Origin of the sequence: Botrimarina sp., from assembly GCF_040219535.1 — a bacterium.
In the GTDB taxonomy this organism is placed as follows: Bacteria; Planctomycetota; Planctomycetia; order Pirellulales; family Lacipirellulaceae; genus Botrimarina.
Genome location: NZ_JAVJSH010000012.1, coordinates 523,985 through 545,103 on the forward strand (window position 1 = coordinate 523,985; position 21,119 = coordinate 545,103).

A 21,119-nucleotide genomic window follows, 5' to 3' on the forward strand; every position below is an offset into this window, starting at 1 on the left:
GTCATTCCTCATCGATTCGCCCGATCACCCAGTTCTCTAGCCCTTGGTCGGCGAGTTGCTTGGCGATGCTCTCGGCGAAGTGCTCGCTGACGACCAGCGCGAGGCCTATCCCGCGGTTGAAGACGCGCTCCATCTCGTCGTCGGCGACCTCCCCTAACCGCTGCAGCCATGCGAAGACCGGGGGCACGGGCCACGAGCCCTCGTCGATCCGCAGCCGCACGCGCGGCGGCAGGATCCGCTCGAGGTTTTCGCGCAGGCCGCCGCCGGTGATGTGGGCGATGCCGTGCACGACCTGCTTCTTGCGGTAGTGCGCGAGCACGCGGCGGACCGGCTGCACGTAGATCCGCGTCGGCTCGAGCAAGAGGTCCCCGACCGTCGCCCCGCCGCACTCCTGGACGGTGTCGCCCGGGGAGAGGCCGGCCGCGTCGAACACGATCTTGCGGGCCAGGCTGAAGCCGTTGGAGTGCAGCCCGCTGGAGGCCACGCCGAGCACCAGGTCGCCCGCGGCGACCCGCGTGCCGTCGATCAGCCGATGGCGCTCCACAACGCCGACCGAGAAGCCGGCCAGGTCGTAGTCGTCGGGGCCGTACAGGTCGGGCATGATGGCGGTCTCCCCGCCGAGCAGCGCCGAGTCGGCCTGCACGCAGCCGTCGGAGATGCCCGACACGACCTGCTCCAGCCGCTCCGGGTCGTCCTTGCCCATGGCGATGTAGTCGAGGAAGAACAGCGGCTCCGCGCCGCAGCAGAGCGCGTCGTTCACGCACATGGCCACGAGGTCGACGCCGACCGTGCCGTGCCGGCCGGCCATCTGGGCGACCTTGAGCTTGGTGCCGACCCCGTCGGTGCAGCTCACGAGGACCGGGTCGCGGTAGTTGCGGGCGAAGAGTTTCCCCGCGAAGTCGAGCCGGAACAGCCCCGCGAAGCCGCCCTCCAGCGGCAGCACGCGCGGCGTGTGCGTGCGGCGCATCAGCCGCGGCAGCCGCGACATCGACTGGGCGTAAACGTCGAGGTCGACGCCGGCGTCTTTGTACGAGAGGGCCATCAAACCACTGGCGTCCTTGGCGCTCTTGGCGTCTTGTCGGTTACCGCGGGTCGTGCCGGCGGGCGAAGCGGCGCGGGCCGCCGCCGCTTGGCTGGGAACTCGCCGGCGGACCGACCGATGCTAGCGTTACGCCCCCGGTTCGCGCAAGCTGCCTAGCCGAGCGACGGGGGCGATCTGGGCCAGGGAAGGCGGCGCCGGTCCCAAGAACGACCCCGCAGAGTCACAATGATCGCTCACGGCACGACTTCCTTCTACGCCCGTCCTTCGGGCCTCGTGATGGCAAAGCCGCACAAGAGCTTACCACCGATGCAGTTCGCGTACCCGTTACCGTACGGGGCGATCCTGCGAGACGACGGCGTGCAGTTCGTCGTTTTCAGCAAGACCGCCACGGCGATGCGGGTCCTGCTGTACAAATCCGTCGCCGACCCCGAGCCGTCCCGGCTGATCGAGCTCAACCCGGACACCGACCGCTGGGGCGACCTGTGGAGCGTGTTCGTGCCGGACCTCGGCGCGGGGCAGCTGTACCACTTCCAGGCCGACGGACCCTTCGAGCCGGAGCGCGGCCACCGGTTCGACCCCCACGCGCGGCTGATCGACCCGTTCGCCAAGGCGCTGGCCGGCGGCTTCCTGCCCGGCGACGACGGCGTCGTCCGCCCGCCGAAGTGCGTGGTGATCGACGACCACTTCGACTGGGGCGGCGACCGCCACCTGCGGCGGCCGCTCAGCGAGTCGGTCATCTACGAGATGCACGTGCGGGGCTTCACGATGAGCCCGTCGGCCGCCGTCGACTCGCCGGGCACCTACCTGGGGGTCATCGAGAAGATCCCGTACCTGAAGTCGCTGGGGGTCACCGCGGTCGAGCTGATGCCGGTGCACGAGTTCCCCACCGAGGAGACCGACGGCTCGAGGTCCAAGCGCGGCAACTACTGGGGCTACGACCCGATGGCCTTCTTCGCCCCCCACCGGGGCTACCAAGAAGGCGACGAGCCCGGCGCGCAGGTCAAGCAGTTCAAGCAGATGGTCCGCGAGCTCCACGCGGCGGGCATCGAGGTCATCCTCGACGTGGTCTTCAACCACACGTCCGAGGGCAACGAGCACGGCCCCACGTTCAGCTTCAAGGGGCTGGAGAACAGCGTCTACTACATGCTCACGGGCGACGGCTCGTACAAGAACTACAGCGGCTGCGGCAACACGGTGAACAGCAACCACCCGATCGTCCGGGAGATGATTTTCAACTGCCTGCGGCACTGGGTCTACAACTACCACATCGACGGGTTCCGCTTCGACCTGGCCAGCATCCTCAGCCGCGACCGCTCCGGCCAGCTCACGCCCAACCCGCCGCTGGTGGAGTACATCGCCGAGGACCCGATGCTCTCGGACACGAAGATCATCGCCGAGGCGTGGGACGCGGCCGGCGCGTACCAGGTGGGCTCGTTCGCCAGCAGCCGCTGGGCCGAGTGGAACGGCGCCTACCGGGACAACGTGCGGCGGTACTGGCGGGGCGACCTCGGCATGACCGGCCCGATGGCCACGCGCCTGGCCGGCTCCAGCGACCTGTACCAGCCGTCGGGCCGCGCGCCCTACCACAGCATCAACTTCGTCACGAGCCACGACGGCTACACGATCAACGACCTGGTGTCGTACGAGCGGAAGCACAACCTGGCCAACGGCGAGGACAACCGCGACGGCGATAACAACAACTACTCGGCCAACTACGGCGTCGAGGGGCCGACCCGCCGCTTGCCCATCCGCCGCCTGCGGCGCCGCCAAGCGAAGAACTTCATCGCCACGCTGATGCTCAGCCAGGGCGTGCCGATGCTGGTCTCCGGCGACGAGGTCCTCCGCACCCAACGCGGCAACAACAACGCGTACTGCCAGGACAACGCGCTGTCGTGGTTCGACTGGCGGCTGGTCGAGCGGAACGCCGAGATCCTCCGCTTCACCCAGCAGGTGATCGACCTGCGCCGCCGCCAACCCGTGCTCCGCCGCGCGGACTTCCTGACCGGCGCCCCCCACGCCCCGGACGAGCTGCCCGACGTGAGCTGGTACGGCGTCGACGGCAAGGCGATCGACTGGCACCACACGTTCCACAGCCTGACCTGCCTGCTCAGCCCCACGGGGCTCGACGACCCGGCCACCCGCCACGTGCTCGTTCTCATGCACTCCGGCGGCCAGCCGCAGGAGTTCCGCGCGCCGGCCGCGGCCCGCGGCCTCGACTGGCGCCTGGCGGTCGACACGGCCGCCGAGAGCCCCCACGACGTGTTCGCCGAGTCGGTCGGCCCCAAGCTCGACACCGGCGCCCCCATCCGCCTAGAGCACCACGCCCTGAAGTGCTTCATCGAGGCCTGACGGGGGGGCCGCTCCGCGGCAGGCTGTAGGCCGCAGGCGATAGGCTGTAGGATTTGAGTTCAGCTTTCTTCCCTACAGCCTACGGTCGACAGCCTCCGTGATGGCCTCTATCTCTATCCTCGGCATCGGCGACGACGGCCTCAACGCGGCCTCGGCCGTGGTCCGCGACCGTGTGGCCGCGGCCGACGTGCTGCTCGGCGACGACCGCGCCCTGGCCCTGCTCGGCGAGGGCGTGCGGGGAGAGCGGGTCCCGCTCAGCGGCGACCTCGACCAGCTGGCCGCCCAGGTCGAGAAGGTCGGCGACCGCCGGGCCGCGTTGGTCGTGTTCGGCGACCCGATGTTCTACGGCCTGGCCCGCTTCCTCTTCGACCGGTTCGGCAAAGACCGCTTCGAGGTGCTGCCCCACGTGAGCAGCATGCAGCTGGCCTTCGCCCGCGTCATGGAGAGCTGGGACGAGGCCTACCTGACCGACCTGTCGACCCACCCGCTGAGGTCGGTCGTCGAGCGGATCCGCACCGCCAAGAAGGTCGGCCTGTTCACCAACGCCGAAGTCGGCCCCGCCGACGTGGCCCGGGCCCTGCTCGACCGCGGCGTGGACTACTTCCACGCCTACGTGTGCGAGAACCTCGGCGCCCGCGACGAGCGGGTCACCACCGGCGACCTGGCGAAGATCGCCGCCGGCCAGTACCCCGCGCTGAACGTGATGATCCTCGTCCGCCAGCCCGACGCGCCCGACCGCCCGCGCGACGCGGTCGGCCGCCGGCTGTTCGGCAACCCCGACGACGCGTTCCTCCAGGCCAAGCCCAAGCAGGGCCTGCTCACCCCGTCGGAGGTCCGCGCGCTGGCCCTCGCGCAGATGGACATCGCGCCGGCCAGCCTCGTGTGGGACGTCGGCGCCGGGTCCGGCTCGGTCAGCGTCGAAGCGGCCCAGCTCGCCCACGACGGCGCCGTGTACGCGATCGAGATGGACCCCGAGGACCACGGACTGATCCAAGAGAACTGCGACCGCTTCGGCGTGGGAAACGTGATCCCGGTCCTCGGCAAAGCGCCCGAGGCCTTCGCCAAGCTGCCCGACCCGGACTGCGTGTTCGTGGCCGGCGCCGGCCGCGAGGTCACGCGCCTGGCGGTCGAGGCCTTCGCGCGGCTGCGGCCGGGCGGCCGCTTGGCGGTGAACCTGATCAGCATCGACCACATCGCCCAAGCGCGCGAGGCCCTGATGGAGGCCAGCCGCACGGCCGGCGTCGAGCCGAACATCGGCGTGTGGATGGTCAACATCGCTCGCGGCGCCGACCAGCTCGAGCGGCTGTCGTTCGAAGCGCTCAAGCCCAACTTCTTGCTAGCGGCCGTGAAGGGCTGACCGCCACGCCGCTGAACGCCGCGTGGGCGCCCCGGCCGGGAAGGAGCCTCGCAAGAATTGGCCACCGAACGCGGGTCGCCGCCGCCGGGAATGAAACAAACGCGACACGCAAGAAATCGCGTTGTCACGCTTGAACGTGTCCAAACGGGGCTTAACCCGCTGCGGCGTCTGGGGTTAGTGATACGTTACACCACACGGTCTAAGGCCGCCCGTGTAACGAAACCCGAACCGCCCTGCGACGCGCCGTGCGACCCGGCCGCCGCCCGGCGCGGCGTACGCCGGCATTATCCCCTACCGGTCGGCCTCTCGCCCGGCCAATCTCGGCCACCGGGCGAGTGGTCACGGGGAGGTTCCAGCCGACGGCCACGGCGGGAGACCCTCCCGCGGGCTCGGGGCGTGACCCAAAGCGGCAACGCACGCCGGCCGAATCGACCGCACCGCCTCCGAGGCCTTCGCTGGCGTCTGTCGTCGGGCGAGGAGCGCCAGGCTCAGAAAGTGGTCTAGCCGCCGCTGTTCGTGCCGCTCCGCTCGAAAACCTCGCAGCGCCTGCAACCCTCGCGGACACAAGAGTCCGTTGCCGCCGTGTCGTCCTCGACCTCGACCGACGTACTTCTGGAGGAGTCGGAGAGCTGTCAGGTGTGGCGTCCATTGTCTTGCAGGCGTCTTTCACAAGCCCCTTGGATCCAGCCGATGGCGGTTACGGCGCGGGCTTCGAGCCGGTCGTACGGGTGATCGTACGGGTGGTCGCTGGGCCCGGAGCGACTAGAAAGTCAGAGCGGGTCGCCGCCCGCAAGGCGGCCAAACGGTTGCGTGGCCCGCTGATTCTGAGAGATTGGCGGGCGGCTAGCGATGGCCGTCTGAACCGACGCCCGCCGAATTCGCGCTCCAGACGCCCCGAATCCCCGGACGCTTACCTTGGCTCTGAGCCCCTTCAGCCGGCGCGCCGCGACGCTGCTCGCCGCGACCTACGTGGTCGTCGGGGCGACAGGCGACGCGCTGCACTACCTCGTGTCGGGCGACGCAGCCCAGAGCGACGCAGCCCAGAGCGACGCGCCGCGCTTGGCGCACCACGGTCTGGCGCACGGCTACTTCCACCAACACGGCGACGGGCTCTGGCACCACCACCACGGGCCCGCTGAAGCCGACGGACGGACCCGCGAGCAGGGGGCCGACGCCCGGTCGAAGAGTTGCACCGGCCTGCGTGCGCCCGTCGATGGCCACCGCGACCACGGCGTTTTGCTGCTCGCGCTGGTTTCGCAGCTCGAAGAGAGCCTCGCGCCGGCGGGCGTCGTCGGTGCGGAGAGTCGCGAGCCGGGTTTGGCTCGCACAGACGGGTCGCGGCGGGTCGCTGCGCTGCGGCTAGCGACGCTCGGCGCGCGGGGTCCGCCGGCCGGGCGCGTCGCGTAGACCGTTCTTTCTTTCGCTCTCTCTCTCGCCCGCCGCCGCTCGACCGGCGCGCTCGGCGTGCACCTGCGTTCGCCCGTTGCTGCGGTGCGTGGGCGTGCGTGGGCTGTTTGCTCCAGGCCGTAGGTATGTCGCGTAGTCGATGTGCGTTCACACTCGTCGAGCTGCTGGTGGTGATCGCCATCATCGGCGTGCTCGTGGCGCTGTTGCTGCCCGCTGTGCAGGCGGCGCGCGGCGCCGCGCGACGCACGCAGTGCGCGAGCAACCTGCGGCAGATCGGCTTGGCGGTGCACCAGTTCGCCGGCGCCCATCGCGGCGCGTTCCCGAGCATGGCGTACTTCAACCGGGAGTTCGAGGAGCAGCAGCGGATCGGCGAGGGCGGCGGGCCGACCCAGGAAGAGGTCTCGTGGATCGCGACGCTTTCTCCCTACACGGAGGACGTCGACGCGATCCGCTTGTGCCCCGACGACCCGGAGCGGAACGACGGCCGGGCCCTGTCGAGCGACCAGCTCGACCGCTACGACACGCCGCCACAGGGCGTGATCCGGGCCGACACGAGCTACGCGATGAACGGCTACCTGCGCCGCCCCGACCGTGTGCCTGCCAGTGCGCCGCCGCCGATCGCGGCGGCGATCCGCCGGCGTCAGGAGGGGATGGTCGGGGAGTTGTACGACCTGAAAGAGACCCACGCGACGCTGCTCGTCGTGGAGAGCGTCGCGGTCGACGGCGGGAGCGTGCTCGGCGTGCGGTCGGACCACGTGCACAGCGACCGGTGGTTCGACGACGCCCAAGCGATGAGCCCCGCGCAGCGGATCGAGACGATTTACGGCGCGGTCGCCGAGGAGGTCGCCGTAGAGCGGCACACGGGGGGCGTGGCCAACTACCTGTACGCGGACGGGCACGTGGAGCCGATCGACGCAGGAACCATCGCAGGGTGGTGTGCCGAGGGCTTCGACTTCGCCCGCCCGCCGCAGTGAGAACCGGCTGAGAAGCGGTGAAGCCGCCGCCCAGAGGCTGCGAGCGAACCACAGCCGTTGCTGCGGAATTCAAATACCCCACCAACAAAGAGAGACTTCAAGTGACGAACCGAATTCTTCGATCGACGGGCCTGCTCGCGTGCTTGCTCGCCCCGGCGTCGGCGGCGCTCGGCCACGGCGGCGGCGGCGACATCGCCGTGTTCGAGACCGACGGACAGGTCGACGTGGGCTTCGCGATCCTCGACGACGACGACATCGAGCAGGTCGCCTTCGACCCGACCGACAAGGTGTTCCAGGCGGTGTTGACTCCGCTGGTCGGCTCGCCGGCCTTCATCCCGTGGGACGTCGGCTCGAGCGAGCCGGGTTACGACGCGAACGAGACCGACTTGCCGGCAGAGGCCGAGATCCGTTGGAACACGGTCGCGATCTCGCACTGGGACGGGGCCGGCCAGGTGGCGTTCGCGCCGACCACCGCCGTCGAAGGGGGTTACGCGCCGCAGCCGAACCTGACCGACTCGCTGGGGGGCTTCCACGCGCACCCGACGTTCGGCCTGTCGGACCTGACCGACGACGGCGCGCCGATCGCCGACGGCGTGTACCTGGTCGAGCTGACCGCGAGCGTGACGGGCCTCGCCGACTCCGATCCGTTCTACCTGGTAACGCTGGTCGACAACCTCGTGAGCAGCCAGGCGGACCCGGTCGCCGCGGCCGAGGCGCTCGGCGAAGCCACCCGGAACTTCATAGACGACCCGGCGGCCGGCGCGCCGGAGCTCGGCGGCAAGGACTTCTCGTTCTACGCCGACGCGATCGGCTACGCCGAGTCGCTGGTGATCCCCGAACCGGGGACGGCGCTGCTGGCCGCGGCGGCGCTCGCCGCGGCCGCTGCGCGGCGACGCTAGCGCCCCCCCTTCCCTCTTCACCCGCCGGGCGGGCCCCGCGCCCGCCCGGCGGTACTTGTATCGCACTCGTTGGGGCTTCGATGAAACCGAATCGATTGAGCCGGCTGTTCGCGGCCGTGACCGTGTGGCTCGCGGCGGAGTGCGGCGAGTGCCTGGCCGACGGGCAGGGCGTGTTGCTGCAGCAGCAACACGGCCGGCTGGTGGTCGGCTACGACGACGACACGCCCGGCGGGCAGGCGATCGGCGCGCGGGCTTTCGGCGAGCTGCTGCCGTCGAACGGGCTGAGCCAGGACCCGTCGTTCTTGTCGCTGACGAGCCCGCCGGCCGGGTCCGAGTCGTTGCCGGTGGGCGTCGATGTGTACTGGGACTTTTTGCCAATGACCGTCGGCGGCGTGACTTCGAACCTGTTGCACTGGGACGGCAAGGGCGAGGTCGGCTTCACGCCGGCCGCATCGGCGGCGCTCACGCTCTACGACCCGAACTTCCTCGCGGCCGCCGTCGACGGCGCCGGGGCGGCCGTGCCGGGCCGGCGGATCGGCACAACGACGGCCAGCGCGCTGAGCCTGCACGCGCACCGCTACTGGGAGCTGGTCGGCGCCGGCGGCGCGCCGCCGGCGCCGGGCGTGTACACGGCGTCGCTGCGGCTGCGGGCGGAGGGCCTCGCGCCGAGCCCGCCGATCTACGTGGCGTTCGCGACCTTCGGCACGCCGTCCGCTGCGTTGAACGACGCGGCCGTGCCGTGGCTCGCGGCGGAGGCCGACTCGTTGCTGCTGCGTGGCGACTTCGACTTCGACGGCGCGGTGGGGCCAGACGACTACGCGCTGTGGGCAGCCCAATACGGCGAGCTCGCGCCGCAGCCGGTCGACCTCGGCGAAGCCGACGGCAACGGCGATGGCCGCATCAACGCCGCCGACTACACCGTGTGGCGCGACGCAATCGAACCGGCAACCCTCGCCATCCCGGAGCCGTGCGCCGCGACTCTCGTCGCCCTTAGTCTGGTCGGACGCCAGGCGAGGCGTATTCGTAGCCGACGACCGACCGACCGCCGGAGCGCTAGAGCCACCTATCGGGCGGAAGAACCCACTCCCTTGGGTCGCAGCGGGCGGCCGGCGGTATCGCTCGGCGAGGCCCCCGGCGCGACGGCGCCACCGGAGGTTGAGGCCGGCGCGGTTGCCGGCCACAATGGCGGCGTGCGGAGCGACCCACGTAGAAAGACACCGGTCCGCGTTGCGTTGCGGTGGATCATCTGATCGGCGCCTCTTGGTGAATTCGCCACCCTGGTAGGCCAGCCGGCGCCGCCCGCTCCGGCGGCTTGGAAGCGTTCGCTCTGGTAGCGCGCGACCCGCAGCGCGATGGGCGGTTCAAAACAGGGGAATAGAGCAGCTATGTGCGACGCCGATTCACGCCACCGAACGAGCCTCCTGACTATCGCCCTGCTGGCCGTGCTGGCGTCTTGCGCGGGGGCCCAGCCTTCGGGCGCCTCCGGCGCGCGGGACGCAGCCGTCGGCTCTTCGGCGGAGGCCGAGCGATCCCAAGGGGATCGCGAACCGGCTCGGCAGCCCGAACCGGGGATGGTCCCTCCGATGCCCTACAGGATGCCCCTGGGGATCCCCGCGTTTCCGGGCGCCTGGGGCGGCGGCATGTTCACGACCGGCGGACGCGGCGGTGAGGTGATCGCCGTCACGAACCTGGACGACAGCGGGCCCGGCAGCCTCCGCGCGGCGCTCGAGACCGAAGGGCCGCGGATCGTGGTCTTCCGGGTGGCCGGCGTCATCCAGCTCGATTCGAACCTGCGTATCGACCACCCCGATATCACCGTCGCCGGGCAGAGCGCGCCGGGGGATGGGGTCTGTATCGCCGGGGCGTCGCTGGACATCAACACCCACAACGTGATCCTCCGCCACCTCCGGGTCCGCCGCGGGGTGACGTCCGGCGGGCAGGGGTCGGACAACATCGGCGGCAACCCCCACCACCACATCGTGGTGGACCACTGCAGCACGAGTTGGGGACGCGACGAGAACTTGTCGCTCTATCGTTACATGGACGAGGAGCAGGACCCGGTGACCGGCGAGACGGTCCGCGTAAAGAACCCGGTCCGGTACTTGACGGTCCAGTACTGCATCTCGAGTGAGGGGATGAAGCCCGGGCACGAGTTCGGCGGCACGTGGGGCGGCGAGGACGCGACCTTTCACCACAACCTGTTCGCCTGCAACACGGGTCGCAACCCGTCGATCGGCATGAGCGGCGAGTTCGATTACCGCAACAACGTTGTCTTCAACTGGCGGCACCGCACGATGGACGGCGGCGACGAGACGTCGCTCGTCAACGTCATCAACAACTACTACAAGCCGGGGCCCGCGACGAACGACAACATGCGGAGCACCATCGCCACGATCGAGCAACGCAACATGCACTCCCCGAAGGGCGCCTTCAAGCAAGGGGGCTGGTACCCCGACACGCGCCCGCGGCCCGGCAAGTGGTACGTCGCTGGCAACATCGTCGAGGGCTACCCCGGGGTCACCGCCGACAACTGGCAAGGCATGCGGATGGAAGGGCCCGGCGACCGCGACCACGCACGGGTCCACACCCCGTTCGAGGGCTGGCCGGTCAACCAGCAATCGGCCTCGCAGGCGTTTGAGGAGGTGCTCGCCAAGTCGGGCGCCACGCTCCCCCGCCGCGACCCGGTCGACGAGCGCATCGTCGAGACGGTGCGTACGGGCGAGGTCGAACATGGCGCCGGCATCATCAGCGACCCCGAGCAAGTCGGCGGTTACCCCGAGTACGCGTTCTCGCCCGACGGGGTCCCGGAGGATCGTGACTCGGACGGCATGCCCGATGCTTGGGAAGCGGAGCACGGAATGGACCCCGCGGCCGCCGGCGACGCCAGCGAAGACGCCGACGGCGACGGGTACACCAACGTCGAGGAGTTCCTCAACGGAACCAACCCGCGCGAGAAGGTGGACTACACGAATTTCGGGAACAACGTCGACACGATCAGTTGAGGCTCGATTCGTGGACGGAGCGTTCGGCCGTAGCGGCGGTCGATCGACAGCCCGCTAAGGCTCGATCAATCCGTCGTTGCGGGCGGCCAGGTTGGTCCAGGCGCCCGACGCGATATCCCAGCCGACGCCGTGCACCGACGCGTCGCACCGCACCGTGTTCAGCCCGGCCGGGTGGGGGCCGCCGAACCGGTCTTGGTAGTGGGCGCCCTTCTTGTCCGATTGGGGGTTGCGGGTGTCGTAGTCCGTGTCGCGTCGGGGCGGGCGGGCGATGCGGATGTTGTCGTAGTCGAACCCGGCGTACATCGAACCGTTGTCACCCGGGTTGTCGTGGGGCGTGCGGTTGGTCCGGTTGTCGTGCTCGGAGTCGACCGTCACACGGTCGTAGTAGAGGTCGTAGACCCACTTCTCGCCGGCGAAGAGCGTGTGGGCGGACCCGTCCGTGACCTGGGCGAGCCGTGCGCCGGTGTGGTCGCCGACAACGCCGTTCCAGCGGCGGCTGAGCCAGTCGTCGTCGCTGACCCAGCGGCAGTTGGGGTACCCGGCGCTGCAACGCGAGCCGGCGAAGGGCGATCTCAGCCAGGGGCCGACCGACCGCCCGCCGACCCTCATACGCTCGCCGCCGTTGGCGGCGTAGTCGGTCTTGGCGGCGTGGCCGAGGGGCGAGAAGTTGAACCCGTCGTGGTCGTAGGCCGGGTAGACACGGGCCGTTCGCCGGCTGGGGCAATTCATCGTCGGCAGGGGGGTCGCCGCCAGCTCCGCCAACGCGTCCCGAAGGCCGAACAGGTCGGTCACGCCTAACCCCGGCAGTGAGGCGTGCGCCTGCTCCAGGTGGGGCGCCGCTTGGAAGATCCAACCGCCGGGCTGCCGCCCGCCGGTTCCTTCGTTCGGGTCGCCCATCCAGGCGGCGTTCCAGCCGCCGGCTGGGAGGGCGCCGTGGGTCGCCTCGAAGCCGAGCGCCGCGAGGCCGATCTGCCGCAAGTTGTTCTTGCAGTGCGTGTTGCGGGCCGCTTCCCGCGCCGCCTGAACGGCCGGCAGCAGCAACGCGGCCAGCACGCCGATGATCGCGACCACGACGAGCAGTTCGACCAGCGTCACGCCGGAGGGCGGCCTGCCGGACCGGGCGGGCTTTCGTCCCCCACCGGCTTCGCTAAGAAACGCGCGCGTGCCCAAGGTTCGGCCTGTCTTAATAGCGACGCCGCGTGAGACGTGAGACGTGAGACGAGACGACCGGCGTACACCGCCGAGGACGCTCAGCCAGAGGCCACCCGACGACGCACCGGGTAATCCTACCACGGAGCAGAGCGGCAGCGGGGCCTCGTGCGCGCGTCGGCAAGAGTCCGTCGGCGTCCTGCCGCGGTGGAGCAACCGAGCCGGGCCTGTGGCGGCTTCGCCACACTAGATAAGCCTGTCGGAAGTTCGGTGGTTCCCGCTACCCGCTCTGTCCGGATAACAGGCACGTATGGGCGCCGGCGGGCTACTCGGTGTGCTAACGTGAGACACGCCTCGTGGCAGCCGCAACCGCGGCCCGCGTGCTCCTCATCTGATCTCATCTAATCGTTCGCACGAGGCTTGCGCCTTGACGCGTGACCGCCTCGACGCGTGACCGGCCGGCTGTGCGCCTCCTATTCCGCGCCTTGGCTCGGCAATCCTTTTCTTCCGCCAACATCTTGGGTCGAGATGATGTCTATGGCTATGCGGGATCTCATCGGCTTGTTGGGCCTCACGACGGCCGCCATCGCCTTTTGCGCGGGGCAGGCGTCGGGGCAGCTCACCGAATCGGACTGGAACGCTTCGCTGACGGGCGTGCAGAGCTGGCAGATCGACGAGAACTGGAGCACTCCCGAGTTCCCCAACGACCCGGGGCGAGAGGATATGTCGCAGGTGCTGATCTCTCCGGTGGTCGGCGCCAACCTGTCTGTGCCGCTGGGCGGCGACCTCGACATCGACGTGGGCGCCACCGACGTGACGGTCGCGTCGCTGCGGCTCGGCGGCACGCTGGGGCCCGTGGCGACGACCGTCTCGGCGACCGGCGGGAGGCTCGTGTTCGAGAACTACGAGCTCAACGACGAGACCGACCCGGAGAACGTGATCCCGGCCTTCAACTCGGGCCGCGCGTTGCTCGTCAGCGGGGGCGTGCCGGGATCGACCAACGTGATCAGCGCGCCGGTCTTCATCAACGGCGAGCAAGTCGAGATGAGGTCGCTGGACGACTTCGAGACCACGAACGACCTCACGCTGACCGGCCCGCTCACCTTCGGTGAGGGCGCATCGCAGCTGAACCTCAACACCACCAACGCCGAGCTGCACATCAACGGCCCCGTCGTCGTCGACGACGTGAACCCGGCCCCCGGCGCCGTCGACGGCGGCATCAATCGCGCCGGCCCCGGCACGGTCCGCATCAACGGGATCATCTCGGGCGGCGGCCGGCTCCAGCTCGGCGGCGGCGACGACACGACCACCGTGCTGAGCGGCGCCAACACGATCAGCGGGTTCGTCGTGGCGGCGGGCCCGATCGTGCTGGACAACGACCTGGCCTTCGGCACGGCGGCGGTCCGTCGGGGCAGCGTGATGATCTCGACCAGCGACAGCCGCACGATCAACAACGATTGGGCCTTCTCGGGCTACGTGACGATCGCCGGCGAGCACAGCCTCGATTGGGCCGGCGGCATCACCCAAACCAACTCGCGCGGCATCGTCAACCAACTCCCCGCCGGCAAGACGTTCACCGTGTCCGGCGAGATCGGCGCCGACGGCGACCCGCCCGAGGGGACCAAGCGCGAGCTGTACTTCGACGGCAGCGGCGAGACGATCATCTCCGGCCAGATGAAGAACCGCATCGACGAGCTGGAGCAGGAACCCCAGTCGTTTGGCGTGCGCGGCACGGGCACGGTGCGCATCACCGGCGTCGAGAACACCTACTCGTACTCGACGTTCGTCGAGGGGGGCAACCTCCACTTCGCGTCGAACGACTCGCTGCCGGCGGCCGATATCCGGTCGGTCGCTGGTTCGGTCGGCGTGGACACCGGCACGATCTACCACAGCGGCGACCCGAACTCGCTCAACACCACGCTGCTAGCCAAACTCAATAACCGCGACCAGCGGCCGATCTCCGCCGCGGGCGACGTCGTCTGGTTCTTCGACTACGACAACGGCGGCCTGATGCTCACGCCGGCCGAGGCCGCCGCCGACTTCGACTTCACGTCCGGACCGCTGGCGAGGGCCGCCGACATGTCGCTCGCCGGCGACGCCAACGGCGTCACCTACACCGGCTCGGTCACGCCGGCCAACGCGACCTACCGCTTCGGCGGCGGCACGGGCGTGATCACGCTGCCGGGCACGAACCAGCTCACGGGCGCCAACGGCCTCGTGGCCACCAACGGCCTCGACTCCGGCACGCTCCGCGGGCTGGGCGGCGTGCGCATCACCGGAACCAACGACTACACGGGCGTGACCCGCGTCGAGGGCAACACCCTCAGCAGCCGCGTCGAGGGCTTCGATAGCGGCGCCTACGCGGGCACGACGCTGAGCGTTTCGCATCTGCGCGACGGCGGCCAGCCCAGCGGCATCGGCGCCTCGTCGAGCGACGGCGCGAACCTGGTGGTGCAAGGCGCGACGCTGCGCTACGACGGCGCCGGCGACACCACCGACCGGCTGTTCACCATCGGCACGCGGGGGGCGACGCTCGACGCCTCGGGGAGCGGGCCGCTCGTGTTCAGCAACACCGGCGCGCTGACGATCGACACCGCGGAAGCCCGGTCCGGGATCGTCAGCGGGGCCGGCTTCGGGTTCGAGACCGGCGTGACCCAGGCCAGCACGTTTGTCGCGTACGACATCGGCGACACCAGCGACCTGGCCCCCGGCATGCAGATCAGCGGTCAGTTCCTGCAAGAATCCGGCGACGACGACGACGAGGTCATCACGATCGTGAGGGTGCAGAGCCCGACCCGCGTGCAGTTCAGCGACCCGGTCGGCCCGTTCGTGAACTTCGGCGAGACACCAAGCACGCTCAGCTTCGTCGACGTCGAACGGACCTTCACGCTGACCGGCGACAACGCCGGAGACAACGTGCTCAACCCGATCATTGGCGACTCGGCGACGGGCGTCGTCAACGTGGCGAAGACCGGCGCCGGCAAGTGGATCCTGAACGGCGCCAACACCTACAGCGGCGACACCACCGTCGAGGAGGGCGTGCTGAGCATCACCAACGCTTACCTGGCCGACTCGGCCGACGTCGGGGTGCTGGACGGCGGGCTGCTGGACCTCGACTTCGCCGGCGCCGACGCCGTGGCGGCTCTCTACCTCGATGGGATCCCGCAACTCACGCTGGGCACGTACGGCGCCGTCGGGTCGGGCGCCGATTTCGAGAGCTCCTTCTTGTCCGGCACGGGCCTGCTCCAGGTGACCGTGGCGCCCGAGACCGGCCTGGCCGGCGACTTCAACAACGACGGGCTCGTCGACGCGGCCGACTACACCCTCTGGCGCGACAACGAGGGCGCCGTCGAGGGCACGCTGGAGAACGTGGGCGAAGTGGCCGGCCCCATCGGAAGCGACCACTACGACCTGTGGGTCGCCAACTACGGCGCGACGATCTTCGGCGGGGCCTCGGCCGCCGCCGGCGTGCCCGAACCCGGCGCGATCGCCCTCGTGCTGCTTCCTGCGGCCGCCGGGCTGGCCCCGACTCGGAGGCGACAGGACTGAACGCCACACGCCGCACGCGGGATCGGGCGCCCGGCGATCAGGCTTCGGGCGCCCCGGCCTGCGGCGGTCCGGGCGGTGGGCTTGGTCCGGCCGCGCGGCCGGACCGCGGGCGCTCGGGGGTGACCCCTTCGACGGGCTCTTCGGGCAACTCCTCCAGGGCCGGCGGATCGGGCGCTCGCACACGCAGCGCCATCGCTTGCGCCTGGCGGCTGTAGTCGATCGATTCGGCGAGGATGCGGGCGGCTTCTTGGTCGGCGTGGAAGCCGCGCGAGTTCTCGCTGCTGATGTAGTCCAGGCGCCACATCGACTTGGTCTGGAGGTCGAGCACGTCGCGCAGCGCTTGCTCGTCGGCGCCGGAGGCCTGGGCCTCGCGGATGGCGTCGAGCATGTCGGTCATCGCATTGGCCGCGCGGTCGAGCAGCGCGAGGTTCTTCGACTGGATGGTCTCGATCCGCTCGCGCAGCTCGCCCTCGCTCTGCGGGTGGCAGTTCTGGCAGGCCGCGTTGAGGTTCTCTAGCGGCGAGCGCACGTCGTGGCTGGAGACCTTGGCGGCGCCGACACGCTCGTACGGCATGTGGCAGTCGGAGCAGCTCACGCCGCTGCGGGCGTGCACGCCTTGGCTCCACAGCTCGAACTCGGGGTGCTGGGCCTTGTAGACCATCGCGCCGGTCTCGGCGTGCTTGTAGTCGTAGAACGGCTCGCCGCCGGGGAACTCGGTTTCTTCCCAGAAGCGCTGCTCGTCCTCCATGCGCAGCCCGTTCCGCCACGGGAAGGTGAGGGTCATCTTGTCCGCGCAGTAGTACTCCACGTGGCACTGGCCGCACACGAAGGAGCGCATCTCTTGGCGGGACGCGTGGGCATTCGGATCGTAATCGCCTTCGCGTCCCGCGTCGCGCCACTTCTGGATGCTTGGCAGATGGGGAGCCGGCGAGTCGCCCTCGGCGAGGGCGGCGATTCCGTTGATGAAGCCGGGCCGCGTGACGCGGATGGCCATGGTCTGGGGGTCGTGGCAGTCGATGCACGTGACGGGGTGCGCCTCGCCGACGGCGGGGTGGTCTTCGGGGACCTGCTCGCCGGCGAACTCCCCCTCGAAGCCGCCCGGCGGCGGCTGCGGGAAGACCGGCGCGCCCTCGCCGGGGGTTCCGTCGGGCGTGCGTTTGAGCATGGCGAGGACCTCGTCGTACGGCATCGGGCTGAGCTCCTCGAAGCCGCGTTGGACGGCCTCCATGTTGAACTCTTCGGCGAGGGTCTCCTCGTTGACCGGCTCGCCCATCGCCTCGAGGCCGACCCGGCGGTAGAGCACGGTCGTCGAGCCGTGGCAGTGCAGGCACGCGCCGGCCTGCGGCTTCTTGGTCACGCGCTGGGTGACGCCCTGGTCGTAGAGCATGTACGCGTGGCCGCGCGCCTCGCGGTAGTCGATGCTGAACGCGTAGCCCGCGTAGAGCCGTTTGAGCCAGGGCTGCTTTTCGAGTTTCGACTCGGGCATCGCGTTGGAGCCGCCGTAGAACTTGTCGCCGGCGGTCGACTTCCAGCCGTCGAACTGGTGCGGCCAGTTGAGCCCCCAGGGGACGGGGTCGGTGCTGATCTCGCTGACCTCGGCGACACGCACGTACGGCGCGCGGGCCTCTTGCTTGCGGCCGAACATCGTGATCAGCACCCAGGCCACCAGCACGGTGGCGACCGCCGCGGCCACGAACGCCAGGACGAGCACGGCCGCCGCGCCGCGGCGGGACCGGTGGGGGAGCATCCGCATTGGCTTAGTATCCTTCGTGTCGTCGCGGCGCGACGGTTTGTGCGTGCCCGACGCTCGCGTGGCAATGGACGCAGGAGAGCATGTCGCCCCCCTCTTGGGCCGGGAGCATGTGATTGACGAGCTGCTTGTGGCAGTCGAGGCAGGCGTGCTGCACGACGGCGGCGTTGCGCGGCTTGATCTGGATCGGGTCCTTGAACTGGCCCGTCGTGAAAGCGAGCGAGTGGAAGAAGCCGTTGTCCGCCTTGACGAGGTACTTCGCCAGCAGGCTGTCGTGCGGCGTGTGGCAGTCGTTGCACACGGCGACCGCGTGGTGGCTCGACTTCTGCCAAGAGTCGTAGAACGACTGCATGACGTGGCAGTTCGCGCAGCTGGCCGGGTTGTTGCCCAGGTACGCGTGCCCCTCGCCGTAGCCGAAGGTGAATGTGCCCAATCCGCCCAGCGCGCCGCACATCACCGCGACGGCCAGCGCAAGCCAGGTTTGGCCCCGACGCCTGGCGGCGGGTTTCGCTGGGTCGCTCACAGAGGTCCGCCTCGTTGCGTTATCGCCTGCCGGCGGTCCCGGTCGGGCAGGCGACTCACCTACCCGACGGCCTTCCGGGACAGCACCGCGCTAATCGCCCCACAAACCAGGGCGAGGCCGCCGTACACGGGCCAACTCATCGGCACACGTTCTGCGAAGATCGCGTCGCCGACCGCGACCAGCACCAAGAGCAGCGCGACAGCGCCCAAGACGCCAGAAGCAGCCTTCATAACTCGGCTCCGGCAGAATAGCGGTGACTGCTAACCGTCGGCCAGCTGACGAAGAGGCCCGCAAGGGTACCCGCGACGGATAGCAATGTCCACAAGCTGTTGGTTAGCCCCGAGTTCCTGCACCCTCCCCTCGCCGGCTCGCGCGGCGCCGGTCGAGGCGGCGCAGTTGTTGCTCTCCCTTCTCGGGGGGAGTCGCCCAGCGCTGCTCAGAGCAACGCCGCGCTAAGCGGCCACGCGGCTCCGCCGAAACACGCATGCCGCTGCGGCATGCGGCCGCCACCGGCGTCGGGAGATAGCCATGACCATGGTCTTTCAGCGGGTCGAGACCCAAGGGATCGCACAGCTCTCGTACCTGATCGGGGACGACAGCAGCGGCACGGCCGCGGTCATCGATCCGCGCCCCAGCGTGGACGTCTACCTGGAGCTCGCCCGCCGCTACGGCGTGGCGATAACGCACGTTTTCGAGACGCACATCCACGCCGATTTCATGAGCGGCGCGCGCGAGCTGGTTCACCGGCTGGGCGGGGCGCAACTGTGTGCCAGTGGCGAAGCGAAGGCCGAGTACGGCTTCGACGTCGAGAAGGTCCACGACGGCGACCGCTTTGACTTCGGCGCGGTCGCGCTGGTCGGCCGCCACACACCCGGCCACACGCCGGAGCACCTGTCGTACGAGATCCACGAACGTTCGAAGGGGGAGAACTCGCTGTGGGGCGTGTTCACCGGCGATTCGCTGTTTGTGGGCTCGGCCGGCCGTCCCGACCTGCTCGGCGAGGAACAGACCGACGAGCTGGTCCAGCAGCTCTTCGCGACGCTGCGCGACTACTTCCTGAAGCTCGACGATGGCGTGATCCTCTACCCCTGCCACGGGGCGGGGTCCGCTTGCGGGGCGGACATCGGCGAGCGGCCGATGAGCACCGTGGGCTACGAGCGGCGGACCAACCCGTTCCTGCACCACGCCGACTTCCAGGAGTTCAAGGCCTTCGTCGCCGAGGGCGCCCCGCCGGCGCCCCACCACTACAAGCCGCTGAAGAAGCTCAACGCCGAGGGACCCCCCGTGTTGAGCGGCGCGCCACGCGTCCGGGGCCTGCCGGCAGAGCGGTTCGCCAAAGCGTGCGACCGCGGCGACGCCCAACTGGTCGACACACGGCAGATGCTCGGCTTCGGTGGCGGGCACATCGAGGGGGCGATGAACCTCGGGCCCCGGCCCGAGCTGTCGGTGTGGGCGGGCCAGATGCTCGAGCACGACACGCCGATCTTGCTGGTCGTCGAAGACGAGTCGGACCTCGATTGGTTCCTCTGGAGCTTCGCCAACACCGGGTTCACGAAGTTCGCCGGCTACCTCGCCGGCGGCATGGCGGCCTGGGAGAACGCCGGGCTGCCGCTCAAGCGCACGCCGCAGATGAGCGTGCACGAACTGAAGGAACACCTCCAGGAAGTGCAGGTGCTCGACGTGCGTGCTCCGGACGAGTGGCAGGGGGGCCACATCCCCGGCGCGAGGCGCCTGTACGTGGCCGACATGCGCGACGGGGTGAACGGCGGTCCCGGCTTGGATAAGCAGAAGCCCGTGGTGGCCTACTGCGGCAGCGGCTACCGGGCCAGCATCGCCGCCAGCCTGCTGGAACGCGCCGGCTACCGCGACGTCCGCAACGTGCCCGGCAGCTTCCAAGCGTGGAAGGCGTCGGGCTACGAGGTGGTGAGTTGAGCCGCCGCGCGGCGGGCACTCGTGAGGAGCCGGAGCATGGTCAATCCGCTGACGAAAAAGTCCTGGACGCCCTACGCCGTGGGGGCGGGGATCGGCGTGCTGAGTTGGTTCGCCTTCTGGAGCGCCGGTCACCCGCTGGGCATAACCACGGCGTTCGAGCACACGGCGGCGATGCTGATCGAGGCGACGCTGCCCGCCGTGGCGGAAGCGAACAGCTACTATCAGCAGGAGTCGCCGAAGATCGGCTGGGAATGGATGCTGGTCGTTGGCGTGCTGCTGGGCAGCCTCATGAGCTCGATGGCGTCCGGGGATCGCGCGCCGACGACCGTCCCGCCGCTGTGGGAGAGCCGCTTCGGCGCTAGCCCCGGGCTGCGGCTCACGGCGGCGTTCTTCGCCGCCGCCCTGATGGTGTTCGGCGCACGGATGGCCCAGGGGTGCACGAGCGGCCACGGCATCAGCGGCAATCTGCAGCTCGCCGCGTCGAGTTGGCTGTTTTCGGTGATCTTCTTCTCAGTCGCTACCGCCACGGCCTTGCTCGTGTATGGGAGGAAAGCAGGCGATGTTTGATCCCCTTTGGCGTTTGGCGCTCGGCCTGCTGACCGGGGTGGTCTTCGGCGTGCTCCTGCAGAAGGGGCGGGTGGCGAAGTTCCACGTGATCGTCGGCCAATTCCTGCTCCGGGACTGGACCGTGGTCAAGATCATGGGCACGGCCGTCGTCGTGGGGGCGGTCGGCGTGTACGCGCTGCTGCCGACCGGCGCGGTCTCGCTGCACATCAAGCCCTTGGTGTGGTTGGGAGTCGTCGCGGGAGGGGTGTGCTTCGGGGTCGGGATGGCGGTCTTCGGCTACTGCCCAGGCACCGGCGTAGCCGCTTGCGGCGAAGGCCGCCGCGACGCCATGGTGGGGGTGCTGGGCATGCTGGTTGGCGCGGGCGTTTTTGTGGCGATCTACCCGCGGCTCTCGGCCGCGCTCACCGCTTGGGGCGACGCAGGAAAGGTCACGCTGCCCGGATGGAGCGGCGCGCCCGCTTGGCTCTGGATCGGTGGGCTTTGCGTTTTGGGGCTGGGTGGATTGGCGGCCAGCCGGTGGCTCGGCGGCGGCAAGCGGCCGCCGATCAACCAAGCCCTCCCTCGCTCGGCCCGCGGCGAACGCCGCGCGACCTCGGGCCCGAAGGGATAACGGAGACCC

16 protein-coding genes are annotated in these 21,119 nt (G+C 69.7%); 11 read left to right on the forward strand and 5 right to left on the reverse strand.

Features of this window, described 5'->3' with window-relative positions:
- Window position 1 precedes the first annotated feature (1 nt).
- Window positions 2-1,042 (reverse strand): phosphoribosylformylglycinamidine cyclo-ligase, encoded by a 1,041-nt coding sequence (purM, locus tag RIC11_RS06320; protein WP_350209442.1) that lies wholly within the window; start codon window positions 1,040-1,042, stop codon window positions 2-4.
- 306 nt (window positions 1,043-1,348) lie between these two features.
- Here purM and glgX point away from each other — a divergent pair, with 306 nt between their 5' ends.
- The 7 genes from glgX (at window position 1,349) to RIC11_RS06355 (ending at window position 11,030) form a co-directional block, all read left to right on the forward strand.
- The gene (gene glgX, locus RIC11_RS06325) at window positions 1,349-3,391 is read left to right on the forward strand and encodes a glycogen debranching protein GlgX (protein ID WP_350209444.1); all 2,043 of its coding nucleotides are present in this window, start codon (window positions 1,349-1,351) and stop codon (window positions 3,389-3,391) included.
- Window positions 3,392-3,491: 100 nt separating this feature from the next.
- Window positions 3,492-4,748: a precorrin-6y C5,15-methyltransferase (decarboxylating) subunit CbiE gene (gene cbiE / locus RIC11_RS06330; protein WP_350209446.1), complete on the forward strand. Its 1,257-nt coding sequence runs from the start codon at window positions 3,492-3,494 to the stop codon at window positions 4,746-4,748.
- A 915-nt stretch (window positions 4,749-5,663) separates the two neighbouring features.
- Complete coding sequence (locus RIC11_RS06335; protein WP_350209448.1) at window positions 5,664-6,155, forward strand: hypothetical protein; 492 nt, start codon at window positions 5,664-5,666, stop codon at window positions 6,153-6,155.
- Between the two features lie 125 nt (window positions 6,156-6,280).
- The gene (locus RIC11_RS06340) at window positions 6,281-7,129 is read left to right on the forward strand and encodes a DUF1559 family PulG-like putative transporter (protein WP_350209450.1); all 849 of its coding nucleotides are present in this window, start codon (window positions 6,281-6,283) and stop codon (window positions 7,127-7,129) included.
- Between the two features lie 101 nt (window positions 7,130-7,230).
- The gene (locus RIC11_RS06345; RefSeq protein ID WP_350209452.1) at window positions 7,231-8,028 is read left to right on the forward strand and encodes a PEP-CTERM sorting domain-containing protein; all 798 of its coding nucleotides are present in this window, start codon (window positions 7,231-7,233) and stop codon (window positions 8,026-8,028) included.
- Between the two features lie 80 nt (window positions 8,029-8,108).
- Window positions 8,109-9,278 carry a dockerin type I repeat-containing protein gene (locus RIC11_RS06350; RefSeq protein ID WP_350209454.1) on the forward strand — a complete coding sequence of 390 codons (1,170 nt, stop codon included), beginning with the start codon at window positions 8,109-8,111 and terminating at the stop codon, window positions 9,276-9,278.
- Between the two features lie 333 nt (window positions 9,279-9,611).
- Window positions 9,612-11,030 (forward strand): pectate lyase family protein, encoded by a 1,419-nt coding sequence (locus RIC11_RS06355; protein WP_350209456.1) that lies wholly within the window; start codon window positions 9,612-9,614, stop codon window positions 11,028-11,030.
- A 54-nt stretch (window positions 11,031-11,084) separates the two neighbouring features.
- On the opposite strand, the gene RIC11_RS06360 is transcribed toward RIC11_RS06355, so the two are convergent.
- Window positions 11,085-12,125 (reverse strand): DUF1559 family PulG-like putative transporter, encoded by a 1,041-nt coding sequence (locus RIC11_RS06360; RefSeq protein ID WP_350209457.1) that lies wholly within the window; start codon window positions 12,123-12,125, stop codon window positions 11,085-11,087.
- Between the two features lie 591 nt (window positions 12,126-12,716).
- Between RIC11_RS06360 and RIC11_RS06365 the strand changes: the two genes are divergently transcribed.
- Window positions 12,717-15,728, forward strand: a complete 3,012-nt coding sequence (locus RIC11_RS06365; protein ID WP_350209459.1) for an autotransporter-associated beta strand repeat-containing protein — start codon at window positions 12,717-12,719, stop codon at window positions 15,726-15,728.
- Window positions 15,729-15,765: 37 nt separating this feature from the next.
- Here the strand turns inward: RIC11_RS06365 and RIC11_RS06370 are convergent, their stop codons facing one another.
- From RIC11_RS06370 to RIC11_RS06380, 3 genes are read right to left on the reverse strand one after another with little or no spacing between them, the layout of a single operon-like run.
- On the reverse strand, window positions 15,766-17,481 hold the full coding sequence (locus RIC11_RS06370; protein WP_350209461.1) for an ammonia-forming cytochrome c nitrite reductase subunit c552: 1,716 nt from the start codon (window positions 17,479-17,481) through the stop codon (window positions 15,766-15,768).
- Window positions 17,482-17,485: 4 nt separating this feature from the next.
- On the reverse strand, window positions 17,486-18,001 hold the full coding sequence (gene nrfH / locus RIC11_RS06375; protein WP_350209462.1) for a cytochrome c nitrite reductase small subunit: 516 nt from the start codon (window positions 17,999-18,001) through the stop codon (window positions 17,486-17,488).
- Between the two features lie 59 nt (window positions 18,002-18,060).
- Window positions 18,061-18,231 carry a hypothetical protein gene (locus RIC11_RS06380; protein WP_350209464.1) on the reverse strand — a complete coding sequence of 57 codons (171 nt, stop codon included), beginning with the start codon at window positions 18,229-18,231 and terminating at the stop codon, window positions 18,061-18,063.
- Between the two features lie 298 nt (window positions 18,232-18,529).
- Between RIC11_RS06380 and RIC11_RS06385 the strand changes: the two genes are divergently transcribed.
- The 3 genes from RIC11_RS06385 to RIC11_RS06395 are packed head-to-tail and all read left to right on the forward strand — an operon-like array spanning window position 18,530 to window position 21,110.
- The gene (locus tag RIC11_RS06385) at window positions 18,530-19,933 is read left to right on the forward strand and encodes an MBL fold metallo-hydrolase (RefSeq protein WP_350209466.1); all 1,404 of its coding nucleotides are present in this window, start codon (window positions 18,530-18,532) and stop codon (window positions 19,931-19,933) included.
- Window positions 19,934-19,969: 36 nt separating this feature from the next.
- Complete coding sequence (locus RIC11_RS06390) at window positions 19,970-20,500, forward strand: YeeE/YedE thiosulfate transporter family protein (RefSeq protein WP_350209468.1); 531 nt, start codon at window positions 19,970-19,972, stop codon at window positions 20,498-20,500.
- Window positions 20,493-21,110 carry a YeeE/YedE thiosulfate transporter family protein gene (locus RIC11_RS06395; protein ID WP_350209470.1) on the forward strand — a complete coding sequence of 206 codons (618 nt, stop codon included), beginning with the start codon at window positions 20,493-20,495 and terminating at the stop codon, window positions 21,108-21,110. Before RIC11_RS06390 ends, RIC11_RS06395 begins: the two co-directional genes overlap by 8 nt.
- The last annotated feature ends 9 nt before the right edge of the window (window positions 21,111-21,119 follow it).